Below are 18,332 nucleotides of genomic sequence, written 5' to 3'. Positions count from 1 at the left end.
TAACCTGATGAATTAAAATAGTATTCGTTATGCTTAGGATGTATCTTAAAACGGCTATTCGGAGCCTTCAAAGAAATAAACTGTTTTCCGGTCTGAATGTATTCGGGCTGGCGGTCGGCATGGCGGGTGCTATTTTAATCGCTATTTTGCTCCAATATATGCTGAGCTATGACCGCTTTCACAAAGATGAAGACCAGTTATATGTCATCAGCAACCTGGATCACTTTAATGGTGAACTACATGCATGGAAGACAACGCCAACAATCCTTGGTCCCAGCATCAAAGAGGCCATGCCCGAAATTCAGGCCTTTACCAGGGTAGATATTGGCTATTCCTATTTATTTTCAGTTGGGGAACATAGAATCCAGACCGATAAGGGGGGCTATGTAGATCCTGGCTTTTTTTCCATGTTTAGTTTCCCCATGTTAAGCGGGGCGGTAAACGATGACTGGAAGTCAGGTAGCGGTATTATTATTTCCGCATCTTTTGCAAAAGCCATGTTTGGTAATGAGAATGCAGTCGGAAAAACTTTGCGACTGGATACGACTAGTTATTTTAAGGTAGCGGGTGTCTTAAGGGACATGCCAAAGAATACAAAATTTAAGGCAGACTTTTTTCTGAGCTGGCAGTATGCGGACCGGCAAGGACAACTGGACAGTAACTGGGAGAACAATTCAGTTAATACGTATATAAAGCTCAATGAAGGAACTGATCTGACGGCCTTTAATAAAAAGATAGAAGGCTTCACACGTCTCCATAACCGGAAAATAAAGACAACCATCTTTGCTGTTCCGCTAAAAGAGGATTATTTGTATAATCAGGAGGAAAACGGGCAGTATGCTTCGGGCAGGATTGTGATTGTCAGGTGTCTGACTGTTATTGGCATTTTACTATTATTGATCGCCTGTATCAATTTTATGAATTTAAGCACGGCGCAAAGTGAACGCAGGGCCAGAGAAGTGGGTGTCCGAAAGGTTATCGGTGCTACGCGCACGAGGCTGATTGTGCAATTTCTGGTGGAGAGTGTTCTGTTGGCGTTTTTTGCCTTTATTATTGCTGTTGGTATTGTAAAGTTGCTCTTGCCTGCCTTTGGTAACCTGGTGGAGACAAAACTTAGCTGGCATTTTGGAATTGGCGGCTGGATCATCGCAGTGGCTGTTATGATCCTGACAGGATTAATTGCCGGAAGTTATCCCGCTTTTTATCTTTCATCATTTGCACCCATTAAAGTGCTGAAAGGAACACTTGGAAGGATAGGACGTAAAGTGAGTGCCCGCTCAGTTTTGGTCGTGTTGCAGTTTACGGTGGCTATTATTTTGATTTTGACAACAATCATGATCACCCAGGATACGGGATACGTGCAGAATAGGGATTCCGGATATGATAGAAATGGCCTGTTGTATACAAATCTGGAGGGTCATTTAAATAAAAACTATGAGCCGTTGCGCAATGCGTTGTTAAAAAGCGGGGCCGTTACCTCGGTTTCTAAGAATATGTCGCCTGTGACCCAGCGTTATACAGACTCGTGGGGTTTTAGCTGGCCCGGTTCTACTGAACAGGACAAGAAGATTGACTTTATCCGGTACGGAACGAATGCAGATATGGTAGGTACTTTAGGAATGCACCTTTTAGAAGGAAGGGATATTGACGTATATAAGTACCCGGCTGACAGTACGGCTGCCATGCTCACAGAGACCTCAGTCAGAACAATGCGCCTTAAAGATCCGATCGGTGCTGTTATCCGGCGCAATGACGTAACCTGGCATGTGGTAGGCGTTATTCAGGATTTTATTATTGAACAGCCCTTTGATAAAGTAGCACCGATGATTATTCTTGGGCCAGCGGCCTATTTGCAGACCATTCATTATCGTTTAAACCCTAACCGGCCGGTGGAGGCGAACCTGGCGGCCATCAAGGGGATTTTTAATCAGTTTAACCCGGATTATCCTTTTGTCTACCATTTTGTGGATAATACTTATGCTGAGAAATTTAAAGAGAATAAGAAGTTTGGTCAGCTGTCTTTGCTATTTGCGGGACTTACCATTTTTATTTCTTGTCTGGGCTTATTCGGGCTGATAACCTATATGGCTGAAACCAGGACCAAAGAGATTGGTGTGCGGAAAGTTCTGGGTGCGAGTGTAGCGGCGATTATAGGTTTACTTTCTAAAGGGTTTGTACGGCTGATTTTGATATCTTTCGTTATTGCTATACCTATCGCCTTGTTGATCATGGACAAATGGCTTTCGAGTTCAGTGTATAGTATTGGCATCCAGTGGTGGTGGTTTGTGGTGACCGTATTGATCGCCATTCTTATCGGATTTTTGACAGTTAGTTTCCAGGCACTAAAAGCGGCCAGAGCCAATCCTGTCCAAAGTCTTAAAACGGAGTAGCTGAAGAAAATGGTTTAGTTATGTTGAAATTTTATTTTAATACAGCTTTTAGAAGTTTAAAAAGAAACCGGTTATTTTCTGGCCTGAATGTATTGGGGCTGGCTATTGGTATGGCGGGAGCCATACTAATAGGTCTGTGGGCACACAATATGCTCAGTTATGACAGATTCCACCCGGACGAAGACCGGTTATTTGTTTTAAGGTGTAAAGGGACTATCAGCGGCGAAATGCGCTCCTGGAAATGGACGCCAAAGATCCTGGGTCCTACTTTGGTTGACGAGATGCCGGGCGTTGAACAAATGACACGTTATGATAGTGAATGGGACTTTCTGTTGACATATGGAAATAAGATTATTGAAGGCCATAACGGAAGTTTTGCGGATCCGGGATTTTTTAAAATGTTTGATTTTCCTTTTAGAGAGGGCGGCATTAATGAGGACTGGAAGAAAGGAAATGGCATTGTTCTGACAGAAAAATTTGCTACAGCACTATTTGGTAAACAAGAGGCCCTGGGGAGATCAATTAAGATCGATAGTGTAAATTATGTGAAGGTAACAGGGGTTCTTAAGGATTTCCCAACAAATACGATGTTTAATTGTAATTATCTTTTAAGCTGGGCTTACGCAAAGAAAATTAATGCTGTTGACAAGAATTGGTTTAATAATAATGTACAAACCTTTGTAAAAATCGAAAAAGGTACACAACTTGCCGTTTTTAATGATAAAATAAAGGATATTATCAGAGCTCATTCTGATAATGCCAATATAACCTACCAACTATTGGCTGAACCTCTGAGCCGGAACTTTCTGTATGATAAAGATGAGAATGGTGAGTTTGTTACTGGCCGGATCGTTCTTGTAAAGTCCGTTATCTTGATCGGCGTTTTTTTGGTATTGATCGCTTGTATTAATTTTATGAACCTTAGTACGGCGCAGAGTGAACACAGAGCAAAGGAAGTGGGGGTAAAAAAGGCTATCGGTGCCACAAAAAAACGTTTGGTCTCGCAGTTTTTTATAGAAAGCTTATTGCTGGCATTCATTTCATTTGTGTTGGCAATTGGACTGGTTGAACTGGTGCTGCCATTCTTTAATCATCTGGTCGGCGTGCAGCTTAGTTTGGCATTCAGCGGCAGGTTGGTCGTGGTGTCACTGATCTTTGTTTTAGCTACCGGAGCAATCGCCGGATGTTATCCCGCATTTTATTTGTCCTCTTTCAAACCGATTATGGTATTGAATGGAAAGTTTAAAAGAATATATCGTAAGCTCAATATCAGGTCAGTTTTGGTAATCCTGCAATTTACCGTATCTATCGTCCTGATGCTGGGGACAATCATGCTCATAAAAAACATTGATTATGTCAGAAACAGAGACATCGGTTATAACAATGGAGGGTTGCTGTATTCCTGGTTGACAGGTGACCTGGAGAAAAACTATCTGCCACTTAAAAATGCGCTTCTGCAAAGCGGGGCCGTTCTGTCGGTTACAAAGAATATGTCTCCTGTAACAGAGTCACAAAGCAATGGCTGGGGTATCAGTTGGCCAGGGGCGACACCAGGCGATAAGAAGATTCAGTTTATCAGGTTCAGCACAGATGCAGACATGGTTAAAACACTGGGAATGCATCTGCTGGAAGGCAGGGATATTGATGTTAATAAGTTTCGCTCTGATAGCACAGCCATGGTGCTGACCGCTTCTGCAGCCAGGCGTATGAAACTGAAAGATCCTGTCGGGGCAATTGTACGTGATAATGATGTGGACTGGCACGTTGTAGGCATCATTGAGGATTTTATTATTGATAAGCCGTTTGAAAGGATTAAACCGATGATTATCGAAGGCCCCAGGTCATGGTTTGATGTTATGCACTACCGGCTCAATCCTGGTCGTTCCACCTCAGAAAATCTGACAACTATAAAAGAGATTTTTGCCCGGTACAATCCAGGGGCACCCTTTATGTATGATTTTGTTGACAAAAGTTATCAGTCTAAGTTCAGAGAATCTGAAAGATATAGGCAGATTTCTGTTGTTGCTGCGGGGATGGCGATATTTATTTCTTGTTTAGGGCTCTTCGGCCTGATGTCCTATATGAAGGAAACAAGAATGAAGGAGATCGGAATCCGAAAGGTCCTTGGTGCTTCAGGGAGGCGTATCGCCATATTGTTATCCAAAGGGTTTATGCATCTTCTCTTTGTATCATTTCTTGTTTCCACACCGGTTGCGCTGTGGGTGATGCATACATGGCTTTCTGATATGGACTATCGCGTTGAGATTTCTGTTTGGTGGTTTGTTTATGCATTTATTTTATCGTCGGCGATTGCCACTTGTACTATTTCATATCAGGCATGGAAGGCGTCACATGTGAATCCGGTCCAAAGTCTTAAAACGGAGTAATTTTAAAAAAAGGAGGGTTTTATGATTCGATATTATTTAAAAATGGCCTGGCGCAACTTTTCATCAAGTAAGTTGTTTAGCTTCCTGAATTTAATGGGGCTGTCTATTGCGATTGCTATTTGTATACCCCTGTTTTTGTTTGTCTGCAAACAGTATAGCTTCGATAACTTTTTTTCTAAAAAGGATCAAATCTATAGAGTTAACCTGATAACGCATGATGACGATCCCGCAACCTGGGCCCATGTTCCAAATGCTGTTGCGCCGGCATTAATGAGGGATATCCCGGAAGTTAGCTATGCTGCCAGAATGTTGAAGAATGGTTTTGGAACGCCTGCCAGTTTGCGGGTGGGAGAGCAAAATTACAAGGAGGGTCTATTGTATTGGTCTGATCCGGAGTTGTTTAAAATATTTGATTTTGAGTTTATTGCCGGTGATGGACGCAGTCCGTTGAATGATAACAATTCAGTGGCCATTAATGAGTCGGAGGCTAAACGGTTATTTGGAAATAAGAACCCTATTGGCCAGCCGATTTTGGTAGATAACAAAACTCAATTAGTCGTGAGTGCTGTATACAAAGATCTACCCGATAACAGCAGCATCGATCCGGCTTTGATCGCTAACTTTAAATCTAACCGACTCAGTAAAAGCATCTACTGGAGCAATGCCAGCTATGAAACTTTTTGTTTGCTCAGAAAGGGGGCGGATGCAGGTGCCGTTAGTAAGAAACTACCGGAACTTATAAAAAAGTATGTAAAGACGGAAGACGACAGGTGGTTTGATTTGGCCCTCCAGCCTTTGTCTGATGTCCATCTGCATTCTGCTCATATTTCGGATACCTATATTAGCAGAGTCGGCGATATAAAGACGGTCCGCCAGCTTTCCCTTCTGGGTTTATTGATAGTCGTGATTGCCTGTATTAATTATATGAACCTCGCGACGGCGAAGTCTGAAAAAAGAGCCAGAGAGGTGGGTATTAATAAAACATTAGGCGCGACAAGATATCAAATGATTGGCCGGTTTTATGCAGATACCGCTCTCACTGTTCTGTTGGCGGTTATTGTTGGATTCGCCTTGTCCTTTGGCAGCCTATTTTTATTTAATGCAATAAGCGATAGTCATTTGCATATTACTGAGCTGCTTTCCCGAAGGACGTTTCTGTTTTTGGGGGTGATCTGGCTGATCGTGACAGTATTGGCAGGCAGTTATCCGGCAATGCTATTGTCCAGGAGCTCTGCCTTGCAACTGATGCAGAAGCGGTTTGCAGTTGGCGGAATGGACAGATTCCTGCGGAAATCTTTGGTAGTTGTACAGTTCAGCTGTTCAATTATACTCATAATTGCTGTTGTGATCATCTATCAACAGATGATGTTTATCAGTAATAAGAATCTGGGGTTTAATCCCAGCGGTTTAGCCATGATTAATATTAGTGGCATACGTGATAAGCAAAGCCTGGAAAGCCTCACCAATTCCTTAAAGGAAATACCGGCTGTACAGGAGGTTACCGAATTACAATCGCCCCCCGGCTTCTCAGCCAGCCTGCGGTCACTTAGGAAAGCCGATGAGAAGTCTGGCCCCTCTTTGTATACTTGTTATGCAGATGCAAACGTGGTACCCGCCCTGGGGCTTCAGTTGTTGGCGGGAAAAACCCTACCTGACCATCTGAGTGCAACAGATTCCACGGTATATGTACTGGCCAATAAAAAGGTCGTTGATTATTTAGGTTGGACGCCGCAGGAAGCGATCGGTAAGAAGGTGAATGTGGAACTGGGAGATAATGCCTATATCGTTGGTGTTGTAGGTGATTTTAATTACATGTCATTAAAGCGCCCGATTGAGCCTTATGTGTATTATGCCACAAATGACGCTCCGGAGTCAAAGAATGCAATGATCGTTAAGGTCAGTACAGACCAGTTAATGGCGACAATGGATAGGATCAAGGCGGCATTTACAGAAAATGTCCCTTCGGCGGCTTTTGACTATGCTTTTTTAGATGCCCATTTGGCTTCACTATATAATACTGAGAAGGTCGTTCAGAAGACCGTATTGCTGTTTTCTACGCTGGCGATCTTTGTTTCCTGTTTGGGCTTGTTTGGCTTATCTGCTTTTATGGCTGAACAAAAGACAAAAGAAATAGGTATCAGAAAAGTATTGGGAGCCAGTAATTTCTCGATCGGAAGCATGCTCAGCATTGACTTTTTAAAATTGGTGGTGCTTGCTATCATTATCGGTATTCCCCTGGCGATTTATATGATGCAGAAGTGGCTGGTCCACTTTGAATATCGCATCAGGATTTCCTGGGTGGTGGTGGCACTTGCTGCTATTGCCGGTTTGTTGATTGCGTTTATTACAGTATCCTATCAGTCTGTCAAGGCAGCCAGGAGCAATCCTTTGAAAAGTATCAAAACTGAATAAGCCGGCGCTTTATTAAAGTATTCAGCAACAATGTATTATATTCACGTTCATAAAAAAGAACCTAATTATGATTCAATTATCTCATATAAGTAAATGGGTTAAAACAGGAAGCTTGCAAACCTTCCTATTAAAAGATATCAATCTTGAAATCGAAAAAGGCGCCTTTGTTTCGATAATGGGACCTTCCGGATCCGGTAAGTCCACTTTGCTCAACGTGATGGGCATGTTGGATGACTGGAACGAGGGAGAATATTTGTTTATGGGCGAGGACGTTGGTAAACTCAAAGAGAAAGCTAAAAGCGCATTACACAAAAATCATATCGGTTTTGTATTTCAGGCTTATCATTTGATTGATGAGCTGACCGTTTATGAAAATATAGAAACACCACTTTTGTATCAGGATATTAAAGCTTCACAACGCAAAGCCATTGTCGCCGACATGTTAGACCGTTTCCAGATTGTCGGCAAAAAGGACCTGTTTCCAGCTCAATTATCTGGCGGACAGCAACAGCTGGTGGGTATAGCCCGTGCACTGGTAGCGAAACCTGATCTGATTTTGGCGGATGAACCCACTGGGAACCTGAATTCTAAACAAGGAGAGGAGATCATGGATATTTTTACACAGTTGAATAAAGAAGACGGCGTAACGATCATTCAGGTGACACATTCGGAAAAGAATGCAGCCTATGGCAATCGGATCATTAATTTACTGGATGGCAGGATCGAAGCATAGAGCAACCAAAGTTTACATATCGGTTTTTCATTTTCGCGGCTATGGCCCTCATTAAGATATTTATATTTTGGTGGGTCATGGCCGTTTTCAATTTAAAAATATTTTTCCTCATCTAAAGACCTGACAAACTTTATCTTATCAAATGTTATCGGATTGCCCTCAATTTTATTTTTGGTTTATAATATAAACTAGTTTATGTTTGTTGTATTAAATTTGAGCTCATGGAAGAAAAAGCCATTTCACCTGTAGAAAGTCTGCAGATCATTGAAAAGATGCTGGCAGAAACCCGCCATCGTTTTTATAATAATGGATTCGCATTTCTGTTCTGGGGTGTACTTGTCATAGCCGCCTGTCTGATTTCTTATGTCTGTTATCAGATGGACATTCAAGGTATTGATGGATATATCTGGGGTATTACCGTTGGTTTTGGTCTGATCGTAACGTTCATCTATTATGCGCGCATTGCGCCCAGGCGGCGAAGCTTCACCAGACTTGATACGATCAATGGAAAAGTATGGATCGCCTATGCCATCAGTTATGTTGTATTAATGTATTTATGTAGCTATTACCATCAGTTTGCACCTCCGTTTATTTATTGTCTTTTGGGCCTTGGCATGTTCGCCACTGGCGGCATATATAAATTCTGGTCGCTATACGCGGGTGCGGTTGTATTCTGGCTGGGCGCCATCGTATGTACGTTGATGAAACAAAATATAAATCAATATCTGGTGTCTATTGCTGTGATGTTTTTAGGTTATCTGGTACCGGGATATATCCTTTGGAAAACGGCAAAAAATGAGGCGCATGTTTAAAGAACTGGACCCATTACTGCATTCTGAACTTAGATTAGCTATTATCAGTTTACTGGTGGGGGCTTCAGCTGCCGATTTTAAGGAACTGAAAGAGAAAACGGGCGCGACGGCAGGTAATCTTAGCGTTCAGGTGCAAAAGCTTTCTGATGCGGGTTATATCCGGGTAGAAAAGTCCTTCAGGGGAAAGTATCCCCTGACAACCTGTAAGATTACAAAAGAAGGTTTAAAAGCCTTCGACAATTATGTAGAAGCGCTGAAAGACTACCTGAGACCTAAACCTTAAGTTCTTTCTTACGGATCTAATAGATTCCTTACCGACATTCTGAGTTGTTTTACCGCAAAACTATGGCTGAGTTCATCAAATGCCCGCAATTTTGTTGGCGGACATCTTTCGATTCAACACAATACAGACATGCTATGAAAGTCAGTTTTTTTCTTTGCATTTTCAGCCTTGTTTTTGCACAGGTCAGCGCACAGACACCCGTTCGGGGGTGGGTCAGAGATCATAAAATGCGTCCCCTTGTCGGTGCAAATATCACGGTAAAAAACGGATATGACGGAGCCATTACGGATAGTTCAGGTAACTATACATTCATGACGGCAGATGTGGGCCGGGACACGGTTGTCTTCAGTATGGCAGGCTATGAAAGCGTTGAAAAGGTCATTGAACTGAAAGGTCAGGCTGTCACCTTAAATGTTGTATTGCAGGAAGCGTTTAATGAATTAAAGGCTGTAACGATTACTGCCGGGTCGTTTTCTGCCGGAGATAATAAAAAAGGTGTTGTTCTTTCATCGCTGGATATTCTTACCACTTCCACTAATGCAGATATTTCCTCCGCCATGCGGTTATTGCCCGGTACCCAGCAAAATGGGGAGTCGTCCGGTTTATTTGTACATGGAGGTACCGCAGGGGAAACCGCCCAGTATATGGATGGAGCCGTGATCCAGCATCCTTATTACGCAGGCGGCCCTCAGGTCATGCAAAGGGGGCGGTTTGATCCTAGGCTTTTCAGTGGAACCATGTTTGCCACAGGTGGCTATTCTGCGCTCTATGGTAATGCCATGTCTTCCGTGTTGCTCATGAATAGTAATGATTTGCCCGAAAAGTCAGAGTATGAGATCGATATTTCTCCTATCGCCTATGTAAACCTCCGCACACAGCAATTATCCAGGGATAAGAAATCCGGCTATGGCGCCAGTTATAATTATATTAATATCTGGCCGGAAATGCAGGTTGTGCCTACCTATTTTGATATTACACGTGTGCCTGTTTACCATACTGGTAATTTCTTTTATCACAGGAAGACCAAGGGAGGTATGATTAAGTATTATACGGAATTCAGTCATAATGATGTCGGATACGCCTGGCAAGATATCGACAGTCTCTCGCTAAAGGATAAAATTAATGTGGCCAACAACAACTGGTATAATAACTTGAACTGGACAGAGCGCCTGGGTGCAAGCTGGAAACTGGTCTGGGCCAATAGTTTCAGTATTAATCATGATCATGTCGTCAGAAGTATACTTAACAGTGATAATGAACCCGTGAGTTTTTCGCCGTCGTATCACTGGATGAATAATAAGATATTTACTTTTCTGAATACGGAGGATCATCTGCAGTCGAGGTTTATTCTGGAGAAGAAATTTCATCATTTAAATGCCATCCGCTTTGGAGGTGAGTATAATTACGCACACACGGATGGCCTGTACAATGACCGGAAGGTGCGCTTCAAGGATAACTATGGCGCCGTCTTTGCAGAAAATGATCTTTATTTTACCGGTGATTTTATGCTTAAAACGGGCGTCCGCGCTGAAAGGTCTGCATTGGTGAATGAAACCAAAGTGGCCCCCAGGGTATCCATGGCGTATCGGGTTGGCCCCAATGCGCAGATATCCGGTGCGTACGGAATTTTTTACCAGAAACCTGAAGCGAACTACCTGATGTACAATCAGCATCTGGGATTCACAAAGTCAACTCAGTATATTCTTAACTATCAAAAGAGTAGCACCAGTCAGATTCTGCGCCTGGAGGCCTACTATAAGAAGTATGATGATCTGATCCGCCTGGTACCTGCTACCCAGATCAATGACTTCCCCTATGATAACGGTGGCGACGGGCATGCCGCAGGAGTTGACCTGTTCTGGAAAGATCAAAAGACATTTCCGTTCAAGTACTGGATCAGTTACTCCTATATTCATACCAGACGCAAGTTCCTGAATTATCCCACCGCGCTGCAACCGGATTTTGTCACGCCACATACGTTGTCCGCTGTTTTGCAGCAGTTTATTCCCAGTATCAAAACACAGGTGAATTTCTCCTATAGCTTCGCTACCGGAAGGCCTTATTATTATTTCCAGCCGGATCTGGAAAACCATACGTATCATTTAAAGAACCAGGGAAAATCTTCCAGTTACAATAACCTCGATTTTAGCATTGATTATCTGCCGGATTTTGGAAAGACGAATAAAAAGATGACGGTCATGTTTGTTGCTACCATTAAAAATATTTTCGGGTTGCAGCAACTATATACGTATAATTATTCTTATGACGGCTCCTACAAACAACCTGTCTGGCCTATGTCTAAAAGGCAGTATTTTGTCGGGGTGTTCTTTAATTTTGGACGAGACCGCTCTGAGGAGATCATTAATGAGAATCTATAAACAGTCAAATCTTTCACCTAAATAAAACTACAATGATAAAAATGATCGCAATGGCTATAATAGCCTTAATCACCGGAGCTGCCGGTCTTAAAGCTCAATCCGCCAGGTATGCCCCGGCTATGAAGGCAAATCTTAAATTGCTGCAGTCGGCTAAAACAATGCAAGACTATAATAGTGTCTCTGCTGCGTTCAACAGAATTGCACAGGCGGAAAAAAATCTATGGATTCCTTATTATTATGCAGCGCTTGCTAAGTTGACAGGGGCTATGCATGACGGAACCGTTGATAAAGACCAGACAGGGGGAGAAGTCGACAGTCTATTGGCTAAAGCTGAGTTAATTGAGAAGAATTCTGAGCTAAGCACATTACATTATTACAATGAAGTAATGAAAATGTCCGTCAATCCAGCGCAGCGCTATATGGAAGCGGCTCCTTTGATGGAAAAGTATTATCAGACTGCAGTTGCACAGGATTCTGCCAATCCCAGAATTTATTTTATGAAGGGAGAGACCGTGTTCCATACACCTGAAAGTTTTGGCGGTGGAAAAGCCGCTGCCAAACCGATCTTCCAAAAGTCCGTTGACCTGTTTGCCGCTCAAGATACGACGGCCAGCTTTAAACCCAGGTGGGGGCAAGCAGAAGCAAAGGCCATGCTGAAACAGTGCGGCGAATAACCAGTCAGCGCCTATTAAAGGGGGTATATTATAGACCTAACTTTTTCTTAAAATAATTTAGCGGAGGGTGATTGATCCTCGGTGTTGCCCTATTCGTCTGTAGGCGGATAAGTCCTCTTTGGTGTGGCGACTTTCTTTTTGAGGACTAATGCGCTTTTTTGATATTGTTTTTTGTCGGATAATGGTGATGCCTCTGGTTTCCTGACGGCCGCCAAGGCCTGGCTTCCTTTCAAAAATTTAATGGAATTCTCGGGAAAATTATTACTTTGTGCGTATATCTGATCCATATGGCTAAGTCATTTATAAATATCAAGGAGCTGGCCCAGGCCCTGAGCCTTTCTACTTCGACTGTCTCCAGAGCGTTCCGGGACAAGAATGATATTAATCCGCAAACCAAACAATATATTTTGGATAAGGCCAAGGAACTGGGCTATTATCCAAATATTTATGCCAGCAACCTGAGAGGGTCGAAGAGCCGGACGCTGGCGGTCATTATGCCTGAACTGGCCAATAATTTTTTCTCTCTGGCTGTGAAAGGCATAGAAAAAGTTGCGCAGGATAAAGGCTATCATACCCTGGTATATGTTACAGACAGTAATTATGACAAAGAAGTCAGTATCGTTGAAGATTTATTTAATGGCAGGGTAGAAGGGATCATTATGTCTGTATCAGGAGAAGGCACCGATCATCAGTATATCGGTAAGTTAAAAGAGAGCCGGATTCCGCTGGTTTTCTTTGATCGGGTGTATGACGACATTGATGTCCCCAAAGTCGTTACCGATGACTTTGACAGTAGCTTTAAGGCCACAACGTATTTTCTGAAAAAAGGGCTGGATCGGGTGGCTTTTCTGGTCATTGACAAAAACGTATCCATTGGTAATGCCAGGTTGCAGGGATATCTTGAGGCCCACAGACAATGTAACATAGAAGTAAATAAGAACCTGATCATTGATTGCACCAATGATTTTGAAGAGTCCTATAATGCAATAAAAAAAGCCATTGAGCTATATAAACCCCAGGCCTTATTTGCCAGTGTGGAGCGTTTGGCCACCGCCGCTTACCGTGTCTGCAATAACCTTAAATTGCAGATCCCGTCAGATATAAAAGTGATCAGCTATTCTAATTTAAGTATAGCAGATCTTCTTCATCCTTCTCTTTCCACCATTACGCAGCCAGCCGAAGCATTAGGCAGGGAAGCCGCTAAACTGATCTTCGGTATTCTATGCGGTGTTGAACTTCCTAAAAAAGAACAAATTTTATCTTCTGATATCATTCACCGGGCATCGACCCAATTCTAAGTGCCGGACCGAGAAGCTGGGTGCAAACATCTGTTGGTTATCAAAACGTTAATTCCCTAAAACAGGGCTCAGGAAGGTGGATTTCGGATTAAATAAATTGCCAAAACCTCGGTGTTTTATGTTATAGAAATCTTAATAAAAACCAAAAATAATTTGGCAGTTATTTAAAATCCGTTTAGTTTAGCCGCAGAATATTGATCGGGAACGTTTCCGGTAACATTCGGGAACGTTCCCTTTTGAAAATACAACCATTGAAAGATACACTCATTAACAAAAAATTAAAATATTCTAAAACCTTCAATGAAATGATGCATTCTAAAAAACTTCCTTTCTTACTGGGGCTCTTTTTGTCAGTCATCTTTAGCGGATGGACAATGGCACAGGGGAGCAGGACAGTTTCCGGGGTCGTTTTAAACCAGGATCAGACACCTCTGGCCGGTGTTTCCGTCCGGGCAATTCAAAGCGGATCCGGAACTGTTACGGACATCAAAGGCGCTTTTTCGCTTCAGGTCCAGCCTACAGAATCCAGTCTTTCTTTTTCTTTTATCGGCTACCTTACCCAGCAGGTTGCCATTGCTGGCGGCAATCAGTTAAAGATAACGCTGATAAAGGATAGTAGTTCTACACTCAGCGATGTCGTCGTAATTGGATATGGGTCTGTAAGCAAAAAAGATGTGACCGGTGCTATTTCAACCATCTCCGAAAAAGACTTTCAGAAAGGATCCATTACCAGTTTTGACCAGATGATCGCCGGGAAAGCACCCGGTATTTCTATTACTTCCAACGGTGGTCATCCCGGCAGCGGATCCAAAATAAGAATCCGGGGCCTTTCTTCACTCAATGCCGGTCAGGATCCATTACAGGTCGTGGACGGGGCGCCGTTTGACGGGTATGTAAATCCTAATGATATTGAGTCTGTCACTATCCTGAAGGATGCCGCTTCTGCAGCAATATACGGCTCCAGGGCGTCCGGAGGGGTTATTCTGATTACAACCAAAAAAGGCCGGGCCGGGCAAACCAGGGTTAATTTTAATACACAGTTTTCGGTCAGTAAAATTAAAGGGTATGTAGATGTGCTCACCGGAGACCAGTTCAGGGGTTACATAAATAGTCAATCGTATTTTGATTTTGATACTTCCTATAGAAGCCGGCTGGGGACAGCCAGTACCAACTGGCAAAAAGAGATTTACCAGACAGCCTTAACCACGAATAATAATCTGAGTGTCTCCGGAGGGATTGGCAAACTACCTTACCGGTTGTCTGTCGGTTATCTGAATCAGGATGGTATCCTGAAAACAGATAACATGCAGCGGACAACTGGCTCATTGAGCCTGACGCCGTCACTTTTTGATAATCACCTGAAGATCGCCCTAAATTTGAACGGTAGTCTGACTAAGAACAGAAATGCCAATCAGGGCGCCATCGGAGCGGCGATCGCGTTTGACCCGACTCAATCTGTTTTTGACGAGAACAATGCTTTATTTGGGAACTATTTTGAATGGATGCGAGAAGATGGGACACCTAATCCGCTCGCGCCTATTAACCCTGTCAGCATGTTGATGCAACGTAGGGACGTCAGTAACTTTAACCGGGGTTTTGGTAATATCAAGCTGGACTATAGCCTGCATTTTCTTCCCGATCTGCAGATCAGTGCCAATCTCGGTTTTGATGTGGGCAAAACGACAGGCACTACCCGGGAAGACAGTACTTCCAGAAATACGTATAACCTACAGGGAGACATCGCCTACAAAGGGCTAAATAACCAGTATAGCAGCGATTTCAATAATTATTTTGCGGAGTATATGCTGAACTATAAAAAAGATATCAGTTCCATTAAAAGTAATATTAACGCCCTGCTGGTCTACGGTTATTACGATAATAAAAGCACGGAGGATAAATACGCATCTTTTGATTATCTAAACAGAGAGATCCCTAATACAGAACCGCTGTATCCATATACTATGAAGCAGACGACGCTGATCTCTTATATCGGCCGCTTAATCTATACATACGATGAAAAGTACACGCTAACGGCTTCCATTCGCAGAGACGGCTCGTCCAAGTTTGCACCAGATGTCCGCTGGGGCTGGTTTCCTTCAGTAGCCCTTGGCTGGAACCTGAAAAAAGAAGCCATGTTCCGTGACTGGGATGCGCTGTCTTCTCTGAAATTCAGGGCCAGTTATGGTATTACGGGTAATCAGTCCGGTATAGATGACTACAAGTATATCCCGACCTACTATCTGAGTGACAATGTATCTCAATACCAGTTTGGCGATAGCTTTTATGAGATGTATACCCCCTCGCCTTATGATGAATCTTTAAAGTGGGAAAGAACTGCCTCTGCAAATATTGGTATAGACTTCGGATTGCTCAATGACAGGATTAACGGTAGCCTGGATCTTTATAATAAGCATACAAAAGACTTACTGGCCACTGTGAATATTCCTGCAGGTACCAATTTTACCAATCAGCTCTTAACCAATATCGGAGAAATGAACAGTAAAGGTATCGAGCTTAACCTGGGTTTTGTGCCCGTTAAAACAGCAGACCTGAATTGGTCCGTCAATTTGAACGCCTCCTATAACAACAGTAAGATCACAAATCTGCTGGCACATGCAGACTCTTCTTTTAAAGGACAGACCACCGGCAGTATTGAAGGTGCCACAGGACAGACCATACAGATTCAGAACCTGAACCAGGATCCCAATACATTTTTAGTATACAGGCAGGTCTATGATGCGAATGGTAAACCCATTGAAGGTGCGTATGCGGACCTGAATGGAGATGGGGCGATCAATCCATACGATGACCAGTATTATTATAAATCTCCATGGCCCAAATGGGTATTGGGCTTCAGCACCCATCTGGATTATAAAAACTGGTCGTTCAGCACAACGCTTAGAGCAAATATTGGCAATTACATGTATAACAATGTGGCCTCTAACCATGGAATTGCCTATAATATGGCGGTCAACCAATATCTCTCTAATGCGGTAAGTGATGTGCTCTATACCAATTTTGTTGAAAAACAGCAACAATCAGATTACTACGTACAGAATGCCTCATTCCTGAAAATGGATAATATTGGAATAGCATATAAGGTGGGCAGTGTCTTTAACTGGAAAAACTCGAACCTGACACTCAGTGCGAACGCACAGAACGTATTCTGTGTCACGAAGTATGACGGCCTTGATCCCGAATTCTATGGCGGTATAGATACCAATATCTATCCCAATCCAAGAGTTTATACAATTGGGCTGAATCTTAACTTTTAGAATCTGATGCAAAAAACAGTGGATGCTCTTAAAGGAGCAGACACACGCTAAAATAATTTGAGATGAAATATTATTTTCAAAAGATACATATAGTTTGGGCAGTGGTGGTGATGATGACCGCCTTCTCCTGCAGCAAAAAGCTAGACAGGTCGCCCATTAATACAACAAGTGATAAAGAAGTATTCAGCACCATTCAGGGTACGAAACAAGCGCTTGCAAAAGTGTATGGCGCCTTCGCCTTAACTGGAAGCAGTGGGTCCGGCAGTTCGGATCTGGGGGGTATTGATGCCGGGACATCAGATTTTCTGAGGCTGTATTGGAATGCACAGGAACTGCCTACTGATGAGGCGCTCTGTGCATGGGGAGACCCCGGCATTCCTGATCTCAATGAGATCAGCTGGACTTCCGGTAATCTTTTACTGAACGGGTTATATAACCGCTGTATCTACCAGATCACCGCTGCGAATTCTTTTATCAGGGAAACAGCTACTGTTCCTTCCTCTTTCAGTGAGCAGGATCAGGAAGACCTAAAACATTTTAGGGCAGAGGCTCGTTTTATCCGTGCCTATCAATACTGGGTATTGATGGATCTGTTCGGTAATCCGCCTTTTACGGACGAAAACAGTGCTATCGGCAAGGTCGCTCCTCCCCAAATTAAGCGGGCCGACCTGTTTACCTATATTGAGTCTGAACTAAAAGCCATTGAACCGGATCTTGTAGCACCGAGACAGAATGAATATGGCCGTGCGGATCAGGCTGCCGACTGGGCGCTGCTGGCAAGACTTTACCTGAATGCTGAGGTATATACCGGTACGGATCGTTATACGGACGCGATTACCTATTCCAAAAAGGTCATTGCATCCGGCTACAGCCTGGACACGCACTATAATAACCTGTTTCTGGCAGATAATAACCTCAATAATCCGGAAACGATTCTTTCGATTAATTATGATGGCAACAAAACGCAGAACTATGGCGGTACGACTTTTCTGGTCAATGCATGTATCGACGGCAGCACCGGCGACGGCCCGGCGTCCTATGGTGTTCCGACAGGCGGATGGGGAGGCATAAGAGCGCGCTCACCGCTGCCTAAACTTTTTGGCGATGACTATACCACTTCCAAGGATAAAAGAGCGGCATTGATGTTAGGTACTGATTATGAGATTACGAATCAATCTACTTTTGCTCAGGGCGTAAAAGTCATTAAATTCCGGAATACCAATGCAAACGGAAGCCTGCCTGCCAATGCCGGAACTTATGTTTCGACAGATTTTCCCCTTTTCAGGGTGGCTGAGCAATATCTGATTTATGCAGAAGCTGTGCTTCGTGGCGGCACCGGAGGTGACAAGGCAACCGCTATCAGTTATATCAATAAGCTGAGAGAACGGGCTTACGGAAATAATAGCGGGGATGTTTCCAATATCACATTGAACTTTATCCTGGATGAAAGAGCCAGGGAGCTGTATTATGAAGCCTTCAGAAGAACAGACCTGATTCGCTTTGGCAAGTTCACCGGAAGTGCCTACGTATGGCCCTGGAAGGGCGGCGTTAAAGACGGAACCAGTGTGGCGGACAAGTATAACATATTTCCAATACCCGCCTCTGATATTGCGGCGAACCCCGATAATCTCACGCAGAATCCGGGTTACGGCAGTTAAAACAGTCAATCACTTTGCAAAACTCTACAATA

12 protein-coding genes are annotated in these 18,332 nt (G+C 43.3%); 11 read left to right on the top strand and 1 reads right to left on the bottom strand.

All coding sequences use genetic code 11. The features are described from left to right. The first annotated feature begins 29 nt into the window (after positions 1-29). The 8 genes from K9M52_RS07420 to K9M52_RS07385 all read left to right on the top strand — a co-directional run bounded on the left by K9M52_RS07420 (position 30) and on the right by K9M52_RS07385 (position 12,069). On the top strand, positions 30-2,390 hold the full coding sequence (locus K9M52_RS07420; protein WP_224071422.1) for an ABC transporter permease: 2,361 nt from the start codon (positions 30-32) through the stop codon (positions 2,388-2,390). A 20-nt stretch (positions 2,391-2,410) separates the two neighbouring features. Further along, a complete protein-coding gene (locus tag K9M52_RS07415) occupies positions 2,411-4,777 on the top strand; it encodes an ABC transporter permease (RefSeq protein ID WP_224071421.1) in 2,367 nt (788 codons plus the stop codon). A 21-nt stretch (positions 4,778-4,798) separates the two neighbouring features. Next, positions 4,799-7,189 carry an ABC transporter permease gene (locus tag K9M52_RS07410; RefSeq protein WP_224071420.1) on the top strand — a complete coding sequence of 797 codons (2,391 nt, stop codon included), beginning with the start codon at positions 4,799-4,801 and terminating at the stop codon, positions 7,187-7,189. A 67-nt stretch (positions 7,190-7,256) separates the two neighbouring features. Beyond that, a complete protein-coding gene (locus K9M52_RS07405) occupies positions 7,257-7,922 on the top strand; it encodes an ABC transporter ATP-binding protein (RefSeq protein ID WP_224071419.1) in 666 nt (221 codons plus the stop codon). A 221-nt stretch (positions 7,923-8,143) separates the two neighbouring features. Beyond that, complete coding sequence (locus tag K9M52_RS07400) at positions 8,144-8,734, top strand: hypothetical protein (protein WP_224071418.1); 591 nt, start codon at positions 8,144-8,146, stop codon at positions 8,732-8,734. Beyond that, the gene (locus K9M52_RS07395; protein ID WP_224071417.1) at positions 8,727-9,017 is read left to right on the top strand and encodes a winged helix-turn-helix domain-containing protein; all 291 of its coding nucleotides are present in this window, start codon (positions 8,727-8,729) and stop codon (positions 9,015-9,017) included. Before K9M52_RS07400 ends, K9M52_RS07395 begins: the two co-directional genes overlap by 8 nt. 134 nt (positions 9,018-9,151) lie before the next feature. Beyond that, complete coding sequence (locus K9M52_RS07390) at positions 9,152-11,395, top strand: TonB-dependent receptor (RefSeq protein ID WP_224071416.1); 2,244 nt, start codon at positions 9,152-9,154, stop codon at positions 11,393-11,395. Between the two features lie 50 nt (positions 11,396-11,445). Continuing rightward, the gene (locus tag K9M52_RS07385) at positions 11,446-12,069 is read left to right on the top strand and encodes a hypothetical protein (RefSeq protein WP_224071415.1); all 624 of its coding nucleotides are present in this window, start codon (positions 11,446-11,448) and stop codon (positions 12,067-12,069) included. 89 nt (positions 12,070-12,158) lie between these two features. Here K9M52_RS07385 and K9M52_RS07380 read toward each other — a convergent pair whose 3' ends face one another. Next, entirely contained in the window at positions 12,159-12,356 is a 198-nt protein-coding gene (locus K9M52_RS07380; RefSeq protein ID WP_224071414.1) for a hypothetical protein, read from the bottom strand. On the opposite strand from K9M52_RS07380, the gene K9M52_RS07375 reads away from it, so the two are divergent. The 3 genes from K9M52_RS07375 (at position 12,357) to K9M52_RS07365 (ending at position 18,300) form a co-directional block, all read left to right on the top strand. Then, positions 12,357-13,367: a LacI family DNA-binding transcriptional regulator gene (locus tag K9M52_RS07375; protein ID WP_224071413.1), complete on the top strand. Its 1,011-nt coding sequence runs from the start codon at positions 12,357-12,359 to the stop codon at positions 13,365-13,367. A gap of 305 nt (positions 13,368-13,672) precedes the next feature. After that, positions 13,673-16,642: a SusC/RagA family TonB-linked outer membrane protein gene (locus tag K9M52_RS07370; protein ID WP_224071412.1), complete on the top strand. Its 2,970-nt coding sequence runs from the start codon at positions 13,673-13,675 to the stop codon at positions 16,640-16,642. A gap of 62 nt (positions 16,643-16,704) precedes the next feature. Beyond that, on the top strand, positions 16,705-18,300 hold the full coding sequence (locus K9M52_RS07365; protein ID WP_224071411.1) for a RagB/SusD family nutrient uptake outer membrane protein: 1,596 nt from the start codon (positions 16,705-16,707) through the stop codon (positions 18,298-18,300). Positions 18,301-18,332: the final 32 nt, after the last annotated feature.

Origin of the sequence: Arachidicoccus terrestris (assembly GCF_020042345.1) — a bacterium.
GTDB lineage: Bacteria > Bacteroidota > Bacteroidia > Chitinophagales > Chitinophagaceae > Arachidicoccus > Arachidicoccus terrestris.
This window is presented reverse-complemented; position numbering and strand designations above follow the sequence as displayed.